The sequence below is a fragment of the Streptomyces sp. NBC_00647 genome, from assembly GCF_045207245.1.
Taxonomy (GTDB): Bacteria; Actinomycetota; Actinomycetes; order Streptomycetales; family Streptomycetaceae; genus Streptomyces.
This window is the reverse complement of record NZ_CP109040.1, coordinates 6,555,145-6,570,712: the sequence shown is the minus strand read 5'-3', so window position 1 is coordinate 6,570,712 and position 15,568 is coordinate 6,555,145. Positions and strand designations below refer to the sequence as shown.

Genomic DNA, 15,568 nt, shown 5'->3' with positions numbered 1-15,568 from the left:
GATGTCCGTGGTCGACCGACAGGAGTGGGACGTCGTCGTGGTCGGTGCCGGTGGCGCCGGACTGCGCGCCGCGATCGAGGCACGCGAGCGCGGCGCCCGTACGGCGGTGATCTGCAAGTCGCTGTTCGGCAAGGCCCACACGGTGATGGCCGAGGGCGGCATCGCGGCCGCCATGGGCAATGTGAACTCCGGCGACAACTGGCAGGTCCACTTCCGTGACACCATGCGCGGCGGCAAGTTCCTCAACCAGTGGCGGATGGCCGAACTGCACGCCCGGGAAGCCCCGGACCGGGTATGGGAGCTGGAGACCTGGGGCGCGCTCTTCGACCGCACGAAGGACGGGCGGATCTCTCAGCGCAACTTCGGCGGCCACGAGTACCCGCGCCTCGCCCACGTCGGCGACCGCACCGGACTCGAGCTGATCCGCACGCTCCAGCAGAAGATCGTGTCCCTCCAGCAGGAGGACATGAAGGAGACCGGTGACTACGAGTCACGCCTGAAGGTCTATCAGGAGTGCACCGTCACACGGGTGTTGAAGGACGGGCAGCGCGTCTCCGGGGCCTTCTGCTACGAACGTGAGTCCGGCCGCTTCTTCGTCCTCGAAGCGCCCTCCGTCGTGATCGCCACCGGCGGCATCGGCAAGTCCTTCAAGGTGACGTCCAACTCGTGGGAGTACACGGGCGACGGGCACGCGCTGGCGCTCCTCGCCGGGGCACCACTGCTCAACATGGAGTTCGTGCAGTTCCATCCGACGGGCATGGTCTGGCCGCCGTCGGTCAAGGGCATCCTCGTCACCGAGTCGGTGCGCGGCGACGGCGGAGTCCTCCGGAACTCCGACGGCAAGCGGTTCATGTTCGACTACATCCCCGACGTCTTCAAGGAGAAGTACGCGCAGTCGGAGGAGGAGGGCGACCGCTGGTACGAGGACCCGGACCACAACCGGCGTCCTCCGGAGCTGCTGCCGCGCGACGAGGTCGCGCGGGCGATCAACTCCGAGGTGAAAGAGGGCCGCGGATCGCCCCACGGCGGCGTCTTCCTCGACGTCTCGACCCGGATGCCCGCCGAGGTGATCAAGCGCCGACTGCCCTCCATGTACCACCAGTTCAAGGAGCTGGCCGACGTCGACATCACGGCGGAGGCCATGGAGGTCGGGCCCACCTGCCACTACGTCATGGGCGGCATCGCGGTCGAATCGGACACGGCGGCGGCTCGCGGTGTTCCCGGGCTGTTCGCGGCCGGCGAGGTCGCGGGCGGCATGCACGGCTCCAACCGGCTGGGCGGCAACTCCCTCTCCGACCTGCTGGTGTTCGGGCGCCGGGCCGGGTGGCACGCGGCGGAGTACTCGGTCGGACTCACCGGGGACGGCGCCCGCCCGCCCCTGGACGACACCCAGATCGACGCGGCCGCCGCAGAGGCGCTGCGGCCCTTCTCCGCCGAGGGACCGGAATCCGCCCCCGCCGCTTCGGCCGACGGCGCTCAGGCCACCGGTGCGCGCCCGCCGGAGAACCCGTACACCCTGCACCAGGAGCTCCAGCAGACCATGAACGACCTGGTCGGCATCATCCGCCGCGAGGCCGAGATGGAACAGGCCCTGGAGAAACTCGCCGAGCTGCGGGTGCGGGCGCGCCGGGCCGGTGTGGAGGGACATCGTCAGTTCAACCCGGGCTGGCACCTCTCCCTGGACCTGCGCAACATGCTCCTGGTCAGCGAGTGCGTGGCACGGGCGGCGCTGGAGCGCACGGAGTCGCGCGGCGGGCACACCCGCGAGGACCACCCGGCGATGGAGCGCTCCTGGCGGCGGATCAACCTCCTGTGCCGGCTGACCGACCCCACCGGCGGATTGGCGGCCACCGACCCGGTGGCCGGACAGATCGACCTGGTGAACGAGACCACCCAGCCCATCCGCCCCGACCTGCTCGCCCTCTTCGAGAAGGAGGAGCTGGTCAAGTACCTCGCCGAAGAGGAGCTGTACGAGTGAGCAGCCGCATGGAGTGGTACGAGCAGGAGCGGTACGAGGAGGCTCGGTACGCGTGAGCAGCTACGAGGCCCGCTTCAAGGTGTGGCGCGGGGATGTGAAGGGCGGCGGCCTGCTGGACTTCGACGTCGAGGTCAACGACGGCGAGGTGGTGCTGGACATCATCCACCGGCTCCAGGCGACCCAGACCCCCGATCTCGCGGTGCGCTGGAACTGCAAGGCGGGCAAGTGCGGTTCGTGCTCGGCCGAGATCAACGGCCGGCCGCGGCTGATGTGCATGACGCGGATGTCGGTGTTCACCCGCGAGGAGACGATCACCGTCACACCGCTGCGCGCGTTCCCGGTCGTACGGGATCTGGTGACCGACGTCGGCTTCAACTACGACAAGGCGCGGGAGGTTCCCGCCTTCGTGCCGCCCGCCGGTGTCGGGCCCGGTGAGTACCGGATGATGCAGGAGGACGTCGACCGGTCGCAGGAGTTCCGCAAGTGCATCGAGTGCTTCCTGTGCCAGGACACCTGCCATGTCGTCCGTGACCACGAGGAGAACAAGCCGGCGTTCGCCGGACCGCGCTTCCTGATGCGGGTGGCGGAACTGGACATGCACCCGCTGGACGCGGCGGAGGACTCCGGCCTCGACCGCAAACGCACGGCGCAGGACGAACACGGCCTCGGCTACTGCAACATCACCAAGTGCTGCACGGAGGTCTGCCCCGAGGGCATCAAGATCACGGACAACGCGCTGATCCCCTTGAAGGAACGGGCCGTCGACCGCAAGTACGACCCGGTCGTGTGGCTGGGATCGAAGATCGGCAGGCGGCGGACGTAGGCGAGGGCCGAGCGCCGTCTCCCTGTTGCCGCGCGTCCGGCCGGTGTCGCGCGTCCGGCCGGTGTCGCGCGTCCGGCCGACGTCGCGTGTCCGGCCACCGCAGCGCGTGCTGCCGTCACAGCGCGCGCTGCCGCCACGGCACGTCCTGTCCGCCTGTCAGCGCAGTCGGGTGTCCGGCGGGACGGCCTCGCGGCCCGGGCGCTGCCCCAGCGTCTGGAACACCAGGCTCGCGATGAACAGGGCGATCCCGCCCAGGGCGTAGACCGTCAGGTCGGCGTCGGGCCCGTGGAACGGTCCCAGGAACAGGAACAGGGACATGCCCACGGCCCCCGCCAGCGCTCCCCCTCCCCACAGCTTCGGCCGCAGGACCCGGAGGCGGAGCCACGGCGGCACCCATTCCAGCGTGATGGCCGCGATCCCGAGTCCGGCCTGCGCGGTGACGACCAGCACGGCGAACCCCACGAGATACCAGTGCATCGACCCCTCGTTCCCCCAGGCGCACCGGCGACAGCGCGCTTCCCGATCATGGCACGCGGGGCAGTCGCGGTCATCCCTCGCGCACCCATCCTTCGCGGTACGCCGTCCAGTCGGTCTCCGTGGCGGCGAAATCCACGTACAGGGCCACTCCGAAGCGCTCGCGGGCGCGGTCCGTCCGGGAGAGGCCGAGGCGGGTTCCGCGTACGGCCGCCTCGACCGTCTCGGCGTAGGCGTGGTGGCCGACGGTGTCATCGTGGAAGAACGGCAGGCCCATCAGCAGGTCGGTCGACTCGGGGGTGACCTCCAGGGCGAGGGAGGTCTGCTGGGCGACGTAGCCGCCGTACAGGCTCTGGAGCGGCATGCCGGTGTCGTACGACATGACGGCGATCTGGTCGACCCGGCGGGCCACCTGCCCGAAGTACGACTGGGACCACCACTTGGGGTGGCCGGTGAGGGTTCCGGCCGCCGAGTGGAGGGCCGGGAGCGGGTCGATCTGGTGGGAGGCGACGGAGAGCGGGACGTGCCGGGCACGGGTGAGCCCGTGCAGGTCGTCGAGGAGCGAGAGGTAGTGGGCGTCGCCCGAGTGGAGGGGCTCCAGGTCGAAGTGGACGCCGTCGAAGCCTGCGTCGAGGACCTGCCCGGCCGACCGCACGACGGCGTCGCGCGTCCCGGCCCGCTCCAGTCGCAGCCCGTCCGGCCCCTCGCTCGCCAGCTTGTCGCCCAGCCAGGCCTGGACCCGTACGCCGTCCAGGCGCCGGTGCACCGCCTGGACCAGCCAACCCGCGGACGGATACGCCGTCGCCGGCAGCGAGCCGTCGTGCTCCAGCGGCCCGGCGTGCACGTACAGGTCCCGGATGCCGCTCCCCCGCAGGCGCTCCGCCAGCGCGTCGATGTCCGCCTCGCCCTTCCGGCCGTCCACCCAGGCATGCCCGAGCCAGAGCGCGTCCCGGTTCCGGGTCTGCGTCCCGGGAGCCGGATCGCCCGCGTAGTTCACCCGGAGGGCGATTCCCGCGGCGAGGGCGGGAAGCAGCAGGACGAGCACCAGCCCGAGGGCGACACGCTTCGGCAGCCGCAGCCGTGGGTGCCGCCAGCCCCGCGCGAGCCGGCGCAGACCGGTACGAACAGCGGAGTCACCGACCTTCGCCGGCGCCTCCTCGGCGATGACCGCCGGCACCTCTTCGGTCGTGGCCGTCGACTGTTCTCCGGTCGTGGCCGTCGGCTGCTCTTCGGCAGTGGGCGTCGGCTGCTCTTCGGCGGTGGCCGTCGGCTGCTCTTCGGCAGTGGGCGTCGGCTGCTCTTCGGCGGTGGGCGGCTCGGGTGGTGTGTTCGCGTGCCGCGTGTCCGGTGCCGTCTCTGTCGGATTCCTCGACTCGTCCTGACGTCCCGTGTCCATCCCCCGCGCCCCTCCCGTATGCCCGCGTATCTCCCGTACCTTAGGCGCCCCCACCTCCCCGTATCCCGGTCGCGGGGGCGCCCGAGCGGCCATACGCTCCCAAATGTGACGTCGTCCCTGAGTCGAAGCCGGTCGCGCCGGGCCCCGTCGCACATAGCCGTGCGGGTCGCGCATGCCGTGCTCGGGGGGCTGGTCGCGGTGGGGTGGCTGGTGCTGCCCCTGGCATGGGCGGGAGCCGACGGTTCGGCCACCGTGGCGCGGAGTGCGGACGTGACCGCCCCTGACAACGCCGCCCCGGACGACGGAACGACGACCGGCGATCTCGTACCGCCCCTGGTCGCGGTCGGCGCCGCGGGCGCGCTGGCGGCGTACGCCTACACGCGCCGCAGACGGCGGGCCGCGACACGCACGACACCCGGCGGCGACGACCACGGGCTGATCCCCCTCCACGAACTCGACCGACAGGCACGGAAGTTGCTCGTCGACATCGACGACTGCGTCCGCACCGGCACCGAGGAACTCCGCCTCTCCGCGGCCCGCTCGGCAGCCGACGCGGTCGAACCGTACGTGGACGCGCTGACGTACGCGGAAGCCGAACTCGCCGCGGCCTTCCGGCTGCGCCAACACCTCGACGAGTCAGGCGTGGGCGACGGCGACGACAGGGGCGCTCTGGAGGAGATCGTCGCCCGGTGCCGGGACGCCGGGCGGCGGCTGGACGCGGCGGCGCCGGGCTTCGACCAGCTCCGGGCGCTGGAGCGGAACGCGGCGGCCGCCCTGGAGTCCGCCGGGACCCGCTTCCGGGAACTCGCCGCGCGCACCCCGGCCGCCGAGACCACGCTCGCCGGTCTCCACGAGCGGTACGCCCCCGCCGCGACGCTCCCGGTCGCCGGCGACGTCGAACAGGCCAAGGACCGGCTCGTGTTCACCACCCTCCATCTCAACCAGGCGCGGCAGTACGCGGACCGGGGCGACAGTGCGAGAGCGGCCGCCCATCTGCGAGCGGCGGAGGGAGCGGTGGAGCAGGCCGCCGTCCTGGTGAACGGCGTGGATCGCTTGGCGGGCGAACTGGCCTCCGCGGCAGCGAGGTTGCCCCTGGCTCTCGCGGCGGTGGAGGGCGTCCTGGAAGCGGCCCGGGGGCTCCCGCCGACCGGGAGAACCGGTGCCGCGCACGGACACCGACCGGACTCCCACCACATCCCTGACGGTGCCGCTCCCGATGCCGCTCCCGGTGCCCTTCCCAATGCCGGACCTGACTCCGGGGCTGGCCCTGGGGCCGACGCCGACGCCGACGCCGATTCCGGACCCGGAACCGGACCCGGGGCCCGCGTGGGATCACGCGAAGGCGCCGCATCCGGTGTCGGATCCGCTGCCGGTTCCGGCGCCGGTTCCGGGGACCTGGTCGGGCAGTTCGGGCGTACCGAGGCGCTGCTCTCCGGGGTGCGTCACACGATGGCGGCCGGGCCGTACGATCCGCTGGACGTGCTGCGCCGGGTGGTGGAGGCGGGTGCGGTCCTCTCCGGGGACGGGGGCGGCGACGTTCCCGACGGGCGCGCCCACGCGCTTCTCCCCGCCCGCAGCGCGCTCGCCGGAGCGGCGGACTTCATCGGCACGCACCGCGGGGCCGTCGGCAGCGAGGCCCGCACCCGGCTGGCCGAGGCGGAACGCCTGCTCGGGCCGGAGGCCACCGCTCTCTCCGAGGTGCGGCGGGCCGATGAGCTCGCACGGCAGGCGCGGCGGCTCGCCGAGCGGGACGTACGGGCGTACGGCAACCCCGCGGGCGGTCACGGGGGCGCGGGAGCGGGCGGCGCGGTGCTCGGCGGGATCCTCCTGGGCGACGGTGAGGGCCCGGTGAGCTACGGCGGCCCGCACACCCGGGGCCGCCGGGCGGCGTCGTTCACCTGACGCCGGCGACCGGCTTCCTCCTCGACCGGCCTCCCGCCCTGCGCACGGTCGCCCTCAGAACAGGCTCAGCAACGCCTCGGCCGGGTCGGCGAGCCCTGTCTCCCCGTCCGGCAGCGGGAGTTCGAACCACACGGTCTTCCCGCGCGGGGTCCGGCGGGAGCCCCACCCGGCGGAAAGGAGGCCGACGAGCTGCAGGCCCCGCCCGCCCTCGTCGGTGTCGCGGGCGCGGCGGCGGCGCGGCTGGACGAGGCCGGCGTCCCAGACCTCGCAGACGAGGGTGCGGTCGAGGAGCAGCCGCAGTCTGATCTCGCCCTCGCCGTACCGCAGGGCGTTGGTCACCAGCTCACTGACCAGCAGTTCCGTCGTGTCGACGAGCGGCTCCAGGTCCCAGGCGACGAGTTGGGTGCGCGCGTACTCGCGGGCCCGCCCCACGCTGCGCGGCTCGCGCGGCAGGGTCCAGTCACCGACGGAGTCGGCGGGCAGCCCCTGGACGCGTGCCATGAGCAGGGCGATGTCGTCCTCGCCGTGGTGGGTGTCGAGGGTGTTGAGGACGTGGTCGCAGACGTCCTCCAGCGGACTGGAGGGGTCGGTGAGGGCGCCCACGAAGGCTTGCAGTCCCTCGTCGAGGGGGTGGTCGCGCGATTCGACCAGTCCATCCGTGTAGAGCGCCAACAGCGCACCTTCGGGTAGTTCGACCTCCACCTCCTCGAAGGGCTCGCCGCCCACCCCGAGCGGCATCCCGGGCGGCACGTCGAGCATCAGCGCGGTCTCGCCGGGCTCGACCAGGACGGGGGGCAGATGGCCCGCGTTGGCGAAGGTGCAGCGGCGGGTCACGGAGTCGTAGACGGCGTACACGCAGGTCGCGAGGTACACCTCGGAGAGGTCGGCGTCGCGGGGCTGGCGGGCCGTACGGGTGGCCTGCTGGACACCTCCGGGGGTGCCGAGTCCGCGCGCGATCTCGTCCAGTGCCGAGAGGACTTCGGCGGGTTCGAGATCGAGCAGGGCCAAGGTGCGTACAGCGGTGCGGAGTTCACCCATCGCCACCGCGGCGCGCAGCCCGCGGCCCATCACGTCTCCCACCACGAGCGCCGTGCGGTGGCCGGGGAGCTCGATGACGTCGAACCAGTCGCCGCCGACCTCCGTCGCCGCGTTGCCCGGCAGATAGCGGCACGCGATGTCGAGGCCGGAGGCCTCCGGGTCGCCCGGAGGCAGCAGGGACCGTTGCAGTATCAGGGCGCGTTCGTGCTCGCGGCGGTACAGGCGCGCGTTGTCGATGCAGACGGCCGCGCGGGCGGCCAGCTCCACCGCCAGCGCGCGGTCGCGTTCCCCGAACGGCTCGCTGCCCTTCGTACGGGAGAACTGGGCGAGGCCCACCACCGTGTCGTGGGCGACCATCGGGACCGCGAGCGTGGACTGGATGAGGCCGCCCTCTTCGGCGGGGATGTGCTGCGGCCGGGCGGTGCGCAGGGCGTCCGCGCAGGGCGAGTTGAACGGGTAGTGGTGGACGGCGCCGACGGCGACGGGTGCCGGACCGCCGACGAACGGCGCGTCGGAGACGGCGCTGGCGAACGCGACCCGGCGGAGTTCGGCACTGCCGTCCGCGAGGCCCGGCGGGGTCTCGTCGCCGGCCAGCAGACCCTGGTACAGGTCGACCGTCGCGAGGTCGCAGAAGCCGGGGACCACGACGTCGAGGAGTTCGCGTGCGGTGGTCTCCAGGTCGAGGGAGTTGCCTATGCGGGCGCCCGCCTCGTTCAGAAGGGCGAGATTCCGTCGTGCGGCGGCCGCTTCACGGGCGGCGGCACGGCGGGCGGTGATGTCGGTTCCGAGCCAGGCGATACCGATGGGGCGGCCGCTTCCGCCGTGCACCCGGTAGAGGTTGACGGACCAGTGCCGGCGCTCCTCGGAACCCGGCGCATATCCGGTGACGTGCATGTCCGTGATCGAGTCGCCGGTCTCCAGGACCCGGCGCAGGATCGCCGTCACGCGCTCGGCCTCCGCGCGCGGGAGATAGTCGTGGACGCCCTTGCCGCGGTGGTCGTCGACGCTGCCGCCGAAGATCGAGGCGAACCGCTGGTTGGCGCGGCGAACCCGAAGGTCCGTGTCGATCAGCAGGAAACCGAACGGAGATTGACCGAAAATCGCCTGCGAGGCGGCGAGGTCCGTCTCCATGCTGCGCAGGGTGCGGACATCCACGACGATGCATACGGCGGCCCGCTCACCGTCCTCGGTCACGGTGGGCATCACATAGACCTCGGCGAGGCCATCGGCCACGTCGTCGACGCTCTCACCTGCCTCTTCGGAGGCGGGCGCCCGGAAGGGCACCAGACCGGTCCACTCGCGGCCGTCCAGGATCTCCGCCATCTTCCGCTGACCGAACTCCCGTCGGTCGGCGGTGACGAACGCCTCGATGGGGTCCATGCCGACGGCACGCTCAGCGGAGATGCCGAAGATCTGCTCGGCCCGCAGACTCCACTGGTCCACCAGCCCGTCGGCGCCGATGGAGAAGGAGGCGACCTTGATGTAGTCGTAGATCGAACCGGGCGGGCTGCTCTGCCACATCGCGTCACCCGGCACCTCGCCGGCCGCGTCACCCACCAGGTCGGCCGCGGTACCGCCCGTCCCCTCGCCCGACTCCTCGCCCGTGGCGTCGCCCGCGTCCTCGCCGGGAACCGTGCGCGCGACATCGCCCGCCGCATCAGCCCTCGCGCCGCCCGACGGGTCCTCGGACTCCGTGGCCTTCGCTGGTATCTCGCTCACGCGAACCGTCCCCTCCAGCTCACCGCGTCCGGCACCGGTCACCGGGGGCGGCTGCCCGCAGTATCCAGCACTACGGCGCCGCACGACACGGTGTTCACGATCACAGCACGGTCCCGATGGTTTTTGGACCGGCCGCGACATACTCCCAGTCTTCTAACCAGGTGGCGCCCCGTCGAATCAAAGAATCCGACACCCGTCGACGACCTGATCCGGCCAGGTGTCGCACGGGCATCCGAACCCTCCGCGTCTCAGCCCGGAACAGCCAGTTCGAACCAGACGGTCTTGCCGTTGTCTCCGGGCCGGGTGCCCCAGCGTCTGCACGAGCCGGCCACGAGCTGGAGTCCGCGGCCGCTCTCGTCCGAGGCGTCGGCGGCCCGTTCGCGGGGCGGGTCCGGCAGCGGGTCGGAGACCTCGACGCGGAGAGCGCCCGTCACGTCCTCAGGACGTACGAGACGGACGCCGATCGGGCCCGTCGCGTGACGCAGCGAGTTCGTCACCAGTTCACTGACCAGCAGTGCGGCGATGTCGCCGAGGGAGTCGAGTTCCCATGCGTGCAGCTGCCCCCGGACGACGGCACGGGCGGTGCGGACGGCACCCGGCTCCGCGGGAAAGGTCCACTCCGCGCAGTCGCCTTCGGTGTCGATCAAGCCGATCACTTCCCAGACCAGGAACCCACCGATGTCCGGTTTCGTGGGATTAATGGGCACATACCCGATATCCGTGATGCTTTACCGCACCGGGGGGCACACTGTGGCGCGAACGGCGTACGAACTCCCCACCCGGCTCATCACGCGCCCGCGTCGAGCCACGGCAGTGCGCCCTTGACCGCCCCCACGTCCTGGTCCAGCCAGTCCACGTCCCAGATCTCTTCGGGGGCCAGCCAGCGCAGTTCGTCGTGGTCCTCCAGGGGCCGGGGTTCGGCCGAGCCGGGGAGCAGCCGGGCTGCCCACACCACCAGGACGTATCCCCGCTTCAGGGGCCATTCGCCGGGGACGCGCTCCAGCACCTCCGCCTCGACACCGAGTTCTTCGCGCAGCTCGCGCACGAGGGCGCGCTCGGGGGTCTCGCCCTGCTCGACCTTGCCGCCCGGCAGTTCCCAGCGCCCCGCGAGGTCGGGGGGCGCGCTGCGGCGGGCGGCGAGCAGGCGCCCACCGCGCACCAGGGCAGCTCCGACCACGACGATCCGTTCCGTCATGCGCCGGAGCCTACGGGAGCGGGGCGGGGTCCCGGGCGGGGCGGATCACCGAGTTCCGTTCTGCCCGATCCGCTCGACCCAGTAGAGCTGTTTGTGCCCGCGGTCGTCGAGGCTGTCCGCGATCTTCTGAGCCTCGGCGCGGGTCGCGTACCTGCCCACGCGATAGCGATTGCCGTTGTCGTCCTGTCGTATGACGAGCCAGGGAAGAGTGATCGTGCCGTCGTTCATCCAGCCCCTCCACTTCCCGCCCCGGGCCCCCGCCGAACCCCGCACGCCAACGAAACCGCAATACGCATATGCCCGAGCCTACGCCTAACCTTCACGCAGCGAATACGGCTTTTCACAAAGAGGTACGCAACCGGCCAGTAGGCGACACCGACCCAGGGGGCGCACGCCGTCGAACACGCCGCCCATCGGTCTCCGCGCGCTCGCGAACAGGGCGAAGTCGTTTCTCGGCCCGCCACTTGAGAAAGGCCAGATTCCAACCGGGCACCCGGGCGGTCACGTTGAGGCGCGGACCCCCGTGCCGCGCCTCAACGCCCGGACCGTGCCCCAGGCCTGGACAGGCGAGCGGGACAGGCCGCCGGGACGGACGGCCGGTGGTCCGACCCGGGGCGGCCGGTCAGGGCGTCCGCCCGGAGCCCGGCCGCCGCGCCTCCCGAAGGTGACGTGCGGTCACTTCACCGGCAGGTGGTAGGCGATCCGGTACCGGTCGGCCGGGACCACCACGTCCGCCGTCTCCACAGGACGGCCCGAGGCGTAGAAGGTCCGCTGGATGACGACGACCACGTGCCCGGGCACGCCGCCCAGCGCGAGGAGTTCCTCGGCGAGGCCGGGGCGCGCGCCGACCTCCTCGGTGACGTTGTCCACGATCACGTCGATGGCCGCCATGCGCTCGACGACACCCATACCGCCGAGCGGGCCCTCCTCGGGGAGCATCACCGGCGTGCGCCCGGTGACGGCGAGCGGCTCCCAGGACGTGGAGAGCATCATCGCCTCGCCGCCGTCCCGGAAGACGTAGTTCGTGCACATCGCGCGGTCGCCCGGCTGGATGGCCAGCCGCTCGGCGATCGCGCCGCTCGCCTCGACCTGCCGGCTGTGGGACTCCCAGGTGCCGCGCACGGCGAGATCGGCCTGCTCCTGACGGAAGGGTGTGGCGCCGCTGTCCGGCCGGTATCCGGAGCGGGCCACGCGGCGCGGCACCGGCCTCTCCCGCACATAGGTGCCCGAACCGGAGCGGCCCTCGACCAGGCCCTCGGCCATCAGCACCTTGCGCGCCTCCAGGGCGACCGTGTCGGAGACGCCGTACTCCTCGCGGATTCTGGCCTGCGAGGGAAGGCGGGTGTGCGGTGGCAGCGAGCCGTCGACGATCTTCTTGCGGAGATCACCCGCGACACGCAAGTACGCCGGCTGCTCACCGAAAGTCACTTGGCCGCTCCCATCAGGTTGTACAGACAGCAACAGCGTGGCAACCGTGGGTTGTGCCATGCAAGCGAAGGCCAGAGAATCACTCGATGTGATGACGTGAGTGCCCCGAGGGCTTTACGCAGGCACTTTCTCCCCGCTATGGCCGCCGTCACACCTCGATTCCGGCGCCGTCTTCACCACCGCCACCACTGGCGTCACCCTCGTCGTACTTCGGCGGGGTGGTGGCGAGCCCCAGAGCTTTGCGGGTGGTGACCGTCTTCCTGGGGTCGATGAGTTTCACGGCCTTCTCGTAGTGCGTGTAGAAGGTGTCCGCGTCCGGCGCGTCCGCGGCCTTCGCCCACTCCTTCGCCGAGAGGGCCATGTCCTTGACCAGGGCGGCGACCGGTCCACGCGCGGCCGGCGCGAACGTGCGGACGGGCAGCCCGTCCGCCTGCCACGCCACAATCTCCGAGACACTGGCCGCCCATTTCTTGTAGCCGGGCAGATCGTCCTCGACGGACTCCGCCTCGGGCGCCCCGGCCAGCACGTTGTTGATGGCCCGCGCCGAGCTCAGATAGGAGTACTGGTCGGGGTCCAGCGTCAGCTGGTCGTTGCGCAGGGAGCCCGTCAGGCTGCCCCTCTCGTCGGTGTTCCCGAACAGACAGCTGACCTCGCGATCGCCACGGCGCCAGCTCTGCGACGTCGGCGTGAAGGAGTACACGTCGACGTTGTCCGGGACGGCCCAGGAGTCCATCGCGTAGCCGCTCTGTTCCCTGTAACACCGCCGGTCGGCCTCATCGGCGAGCGCACTGTCCCCCGGGTAGTCGCCGTCGCCCATCGCGAATTCCGCGAACACCTCGGCGTCATGCCCGCCCGAGCACGGCACCTTGTCGACATCGAACGCCAGGCCCCTCAGGGAGCCGTTGAGCGAGTCGAAGCACTCGCCCACCTCCAGCGAGAACGCGGCGCCTCCCGAGTCGTTCGCCGCGCCCCGGAAGCCGTCCCAGAAATCTCGCGCGCCCCCCGTGGCGACGACGAGCGCGAGCAGCCCGATCCCGATCGACGACATCACCATGCCGCCCACGGCCATGCCCTTGCCGCGCTCCCCGCGCTTCTTGATCTGGACGAGCGCCACGATCCCGAGCACCAGCCCGACGGCGGGCACGAAGCAGAGAATGCCGAGCACCAGCGCCGCGATCGCGAGTCCGTTGACGGGCACCGGCCGGTTGTACGGGGAGTAGCCCTGACCCCAGGTCCGGTACGGGGGCCCGTAAGGGGACTGCCGGTACGGGCCTTCCTGGTAGGGACCTCGGGGATCCGGAGCATGCGGATACGGAGGCGGGAAGGCGCCGGGCGTCCCCTGAGCGCCCGGTGGCGTCCCTGGCGGCGGGTACGGCCCCTCTGGCTGCTGCGGCCCGGGCGGCGGGGGTATGGCCACGAGTTCCCTTGCTCCTCATCCACGCGCGGTGGAACCTTCGTACGACTGCCGGATGGCTGCGCGCATCGTAAGCGCGGCACGACCCGGGGCGTGACGGAGGTCGCCTCCGGGGCTGTCGGGGCGACGGACGGGCCACCGGACGGCGGAGAGCATCGGAACAACAGGCACAGGCGGGCGGGGCGGACGCCGGTCGGGGCCGGTGCGTGCCGTGGCCGTGGAGAGTACCCGGGCGCGGCAGGCGCCTGAGGTGGCCGCGTCCAGGACGGCGGCGCCGTAACACGCCTGCCGTCGCGCGACAGTGACGCTCCGTCACCCGGCCTCGCGTCTAACCTGCGCCTATGACTCCACTGCCGGACTGCTTCTGCCCGACGGACGGCACCCGTGTCCCGGCCGGCTCGCTCGCCTGGTGCTGCCCGGTCTGCCGCGGCCCGCTCGATCTCGACTTCGCGCCGACTCCGGCTCCTCGCACCTCCCTCGCCGGGCGGGTGAACTCGCTGTGGCGGTACGCGGAGTGCCTGCCGCTGGCCGCACCCACGGTCAGCCTCGGCGAGGGCCGCACGCCTCTGGTCACCCTCCGCGAGGGCGTCTCCGCGAAGCTCGACTTCCTGATGCCGACGCTGTCGTTCAAGGACCGCGGAGCCGTACTGCTGGCCGAGCTGGCACTGCGGCTCCGGCCCCGGCAGGTACTCGCGGACAGCAGCGGCAACGCGGGCACGGCGATCGCGGCGTACTGCGCGCGGGCGGGACTGCCCTGCACGGTGTACGTCCCCGAGGGCACCTCCGCGAAGAAGCTGGAGCAGATCGAGGCGCACGGGGCGCGGCTTCGGGTGGTCGAGGGCGACCGCGAGGCGACGGCGGCCGCGGCCCGCGAAGCCGCCGACGAGGAAGGGGTCTTCTACGCCTCGCACGTCTTCAACCCGTACTTCCTGCACGGCACGAAGACGTACGTCCACGAACTCTGGGAGGACCTCGGCGGACGTCTGCCGGACGTCGTCGTGGTGCCGGTCGGCAACGGCACGCTGCTCCTCGGCGCCGCCCTCGCGGTGGCCGAACTGCACGCGGCCGGGCTGATCGACCGCCGGCCCGCCCTCTACGCCGTCCAGTCCGCCGCGGTCGCCCCGCTGGCCCGCGCCTGGTCCGAGGGCGCCGACGAACTCGTCGGCGTCACCCCCATGGCGCCCACGTTCGCGGAGGGCATCGCGATCCCGAACCCGCCCCGGGCCCGCCAGATCCTGCGCGCGGTACGCGCCTCCGGGGGCGCGTTCCTGACGGTGACGGAGGACCAGATCCGGCACGCGCAGACGGATCTGGCGGGACGGGGGCTGTATGTGGAGTCCACGGGGGTGGCCTGCTGGGCGGCGGTCCGTGAGGGCGCCCTCGGGCAACGGGAGGCCGTGGTGCCGCTGTGCGGGGCGGGCTTGAAGACGGGGATGGTCCACGACTGACCTCCGCGGGGATCCCTGTGCGGAAAGCCCTGTGCGGAAAGCCCCTGTGCGGGAAGCCTTGTGCCGGAAGCCTTGTGCGGGAATCCCAGGGTGCGAATCCCTGAGCGGGAACCTCCGGACTAGGGGCGTTCCCGCTCCAGCAGCGTGACGCACCGGCCGAGCAGGGCGGCGAGCGTCTCGCGCTCCTCGGCGGTGAACTCGGCGGCCAGGGCGCGCTCGACCCGTACGGCGCGGGCGTCGGCGTCGGCGAGCGCGGCCGTGCCCTCGTCGGTGAGCCGGGTCTCCAGGACGTTCTTGTGCCAGGCGTGCGGGGTGCGCTCGATCAGGCCGCGGTCCTGGAGGTTGTTCAGGACCGTGTTCATGGTCGGCGGCGTGACCAGGCAGAGCCGGGCCAGCGCGGCGGCCGAGATGCCGGGGTTCTCGCTGAGGTGGAGCAGCGCCGCGTACTGGGCGACGGTCACGCCCGCCGGTTTGAGCACCGCGGCCTTCGTCGCGCCGAGGGCCTGCTCGGCCCGCTTGAGATGGGAGCCGAGGCGCTCGGACACGGGCATGGACGTCATCTCCGCATCGTAGTCGCGGATCGTACGGGCGATACGACGATGAGCCCTCACTCTCTCATAAAGACATTGACGAGCATTAGAGCTCTAACTTAGATTCGCACTCATCGCCTTGTGCCGGGCTCAGCCCGGCACGGCTGAGCCCTGCACAGCTGAGCCCGGCATGGCTCGGCTCAGCTCCGCCCTTCCCGCTCGT

At 71.8% G+C, this 15,568-nt stretch carries 13 protein-coding genes; 4 read left to right on the top strand and 9 right to left on the bottom strand.

All coding sequences use genetic code 11. The annotated features are described in order from the left end of the window. The first annotated feature begins 1 nt into the window (after window position 1). On the top strand, window positions 2-1,978 hold the full coding sequence (locus tag OG788_RS29010) for a fumarate reductase/succinate dehydrogenase flavoprotein subunit (protein ID WP_406374361.1): 1,977 nt from the start codon (window positions 2-4) through the stop codon (window positions 1,976-1,978). Between the two features lie 52 nt (window positions 1,979-2,030). Then, a complete protein-coding gene (locus tag OG788_RS29005; RefSeq protein WP_406374360.1) occupies window positions 2,031-2,801 on the top strand; it encodes a succinate dehydrogenase/fumarate reductase iron-sulfur subunit in 771 nt (256 codons plus the stop codon). 156 nt (window positions 2,802-2,957) lie between these two features. Here the strand turns inward: OG788_RS29005 and OG788_RS29000 are convergent, their stop codons facing one another. Both OG788_RS29000 and OG788_RS28995 read right to left on the bottom strand, forming a co-directional pair. Beyond that, complete coding sequence (locus tag OG788_RS29000; protein ID WP_406374359.1) at window positions 2,958-3,278, bottom strand: hypothetical protein; 321 nt, start codon at window positions 3,276-3,278, stop codon at window positions 2,958-2,960. 70 nt (window positions 3,279-3,348) lie between these two features. Next, the gene (locus OG788_RS28995; protein WP_406374358.1) at window positions 3,349-4,671 is read right to left on the bottom strand and encodes a hypothetical protein; all 1,323 of its coding nucleotides are present in this window, start codon (window positions 4,669-4,671) and stop codon (window positions 3,349-3,351) included. Window positions 4,672-4,776: 105 nt separating this feature from the next. On the opposite strand from OG788_RS28995, the gene OG788_RS28990 reads away from it, so the two are divergent. Next, entirely contained in the window at window positions 4,777-6,573 is a 1,797-nt protein-coding gene (locus OG788_RS28990) for a hypothetical protein (RefSeq protein ID WP_406374357.1), read from the top strand. A gap of 54 nt (window positions 6,574-6,627) precedes the next feature. Here the strand turns inward: OG788_RS28990 and OG788_RS28985 are convergent, their stop codons facing one another. From OG788_RS28985 to OG788_RS28960, 6 genes are all read right to left on the bottom strand, one after another. Beyond that, window positions 6,628-9,330 carry a SpoIIE family protein phosphatase gene (locus OG788_RS28985; RefSeq protein WP_406374356.1) on the bottom strand — a complete coding sequence of 901 codons (2,703 nt, stop codon included), beginning with the start codon at window positions 9,328-9,330 and terminating at the stop codon, window positions 6,628-6,630. Window positions 9,331-9,578: 248 nt separating this feature from the next. Further along, a complete protein-coding gene (locus OG788_RS28980; protein ID WP_351548874.1) occupies window positions 9,579-10,037 on the bottom strand; it encodes an ATP-binding protein in 459 nt (152 codons plus the stop codon). An 80-nt stretch (window positions 10,038-10,117) separates the two neighbouring features. After that, the gene (locus OG788_RS28975) at window positions 10,118-10,525 is read right to left on the bottom strand and encodes a (deoxy)nucleoside triphosphate pyrophosphohydrolase (RefSeq protein ID WP_406374355.1); all 408 of its coding nucleotides are present in this window, start codon (window positions 10,523-10,525) and stop codon (window positions 10,118-10,120) included. A gap of 45 nt (window positions 10,526-10,570) precedes the next feature. Beyond that, window positions 10,571-10,753, bottom strand: a complete 183-nt coding sequence (locus tag OG788_RS28970) for an SPOR domain-containing protein (protein ID WP_266454873.1) — start codon at window positions 10,751-10,753, stop codon at window positions 10,571-10,573. Between the two features lie 447 nt (window positions 10,754-11,200). Then, window positions 11,201-11,953: a GntR family transcriptional regulator gene (locus OG788_RS28965; RefSeq protein ID WP_351548880.1), complete on the bottom strand. Its 753-nt coding sequence runs from the start codon at window positions 11,951-11,953 to the stop codon at window positions 11,201-11,203. 148 nt (window positions 11,954-12,101) lie between these two features. After that, window positions 12,102-13,151: a DUF4190 domain-containing protein gene (locus OG788_RS28960; RefSeq protein ID WP_406374354.1), complete on the bottom strand. Its 1,050-nt coding sequence runs from the start codon at window positions 13,149-13,151 to the stop codon at window positions 12,102-12,104. A gap of 557 nt (window positions 13,152-13,708) precedes the next feature. Between OG788_RS28960 and OG788_RS28955 the strand changes: the two genes are divergently transcribed. Further along, complete coding sequence (locus OG788_RS28955) at window positions 13,709-14,815, top strand: threonine synthase (protein WP_406374353.1); 1,107 nt, start codon at window positions 13,709-13,711, stop codon at window positions 14,813-14,815. Between the two features lie 119 nt (window positions 14,816-14,934). Here the strand turns inward: OG788_RS28955 and OG788_RS28950 are convergent, their stop codons facing one another. Then, the gene (locus tag OG788_RS28950; RefSeq protein ID WP_266762338.1) at window positions 14,935-15,375 is read right to left on the bottom strand and encodes a MarR family winged helix-turn-helix transcriptional regulator; all 441 of its coding nucleotides are present in this window, start codon (window positions 15,373-15,375) and stop codon (window positions 14,935-14,937) included. Between the last annotated feature and the right edge of the window lie 193 nt (window positions 15,376-15,568).

Coding starts and splice junctions, on each gene's coding strand:
- OG788_RS29010 (WP_406374361.1), top strand. CDS start 2: ATGTCCGTGGTCGACCGACAGGAGTGGGACGTCGTCGTGGTCGGTGCC.
- OG788_RS29000 (WP_406374359.1), bottom strand. CDS start 3,278: ATGCACTGGTATCTCGTGGGGTTCGCCGTGCTGGTCGTCACCGCGCAG.
- OG788_RS28995 (WP_406374358.1), bottom strand. CDS start 4,671: ATGGACACGGGACGTCAGGACGAGTCGAGGAATCCGACAGAGACGGCA.
- OG788_RS28975 (WP_406374355.1), bottom strand. CDS start 10,525: ATGACGGAACGGATCGTCGTGGTCGGAGCTGCCCTGGTGCGCGGTGGG.
- OG788_RS28970 (WP_266454873.1), bottom strand. CDS start 10,753: ATGAACGACGGCACGATCACTCTTCCCTGGCTCGTCATACGACAGGAC.
- OG788_RS28955 (WP_406374353.1), top strand. CDS start 13,709: ATGACTCCACTGCCGGACTGCTTCTGCCCGACGGACGGCACCCGTGTC.
- OG788_RS28950 (WP_266762338.1), bottom strand. CDS start 15,375: ATGACGTCCATGCCCGTGTCCGAGCGCCTCGGCTCCCATCTCAAGCGG.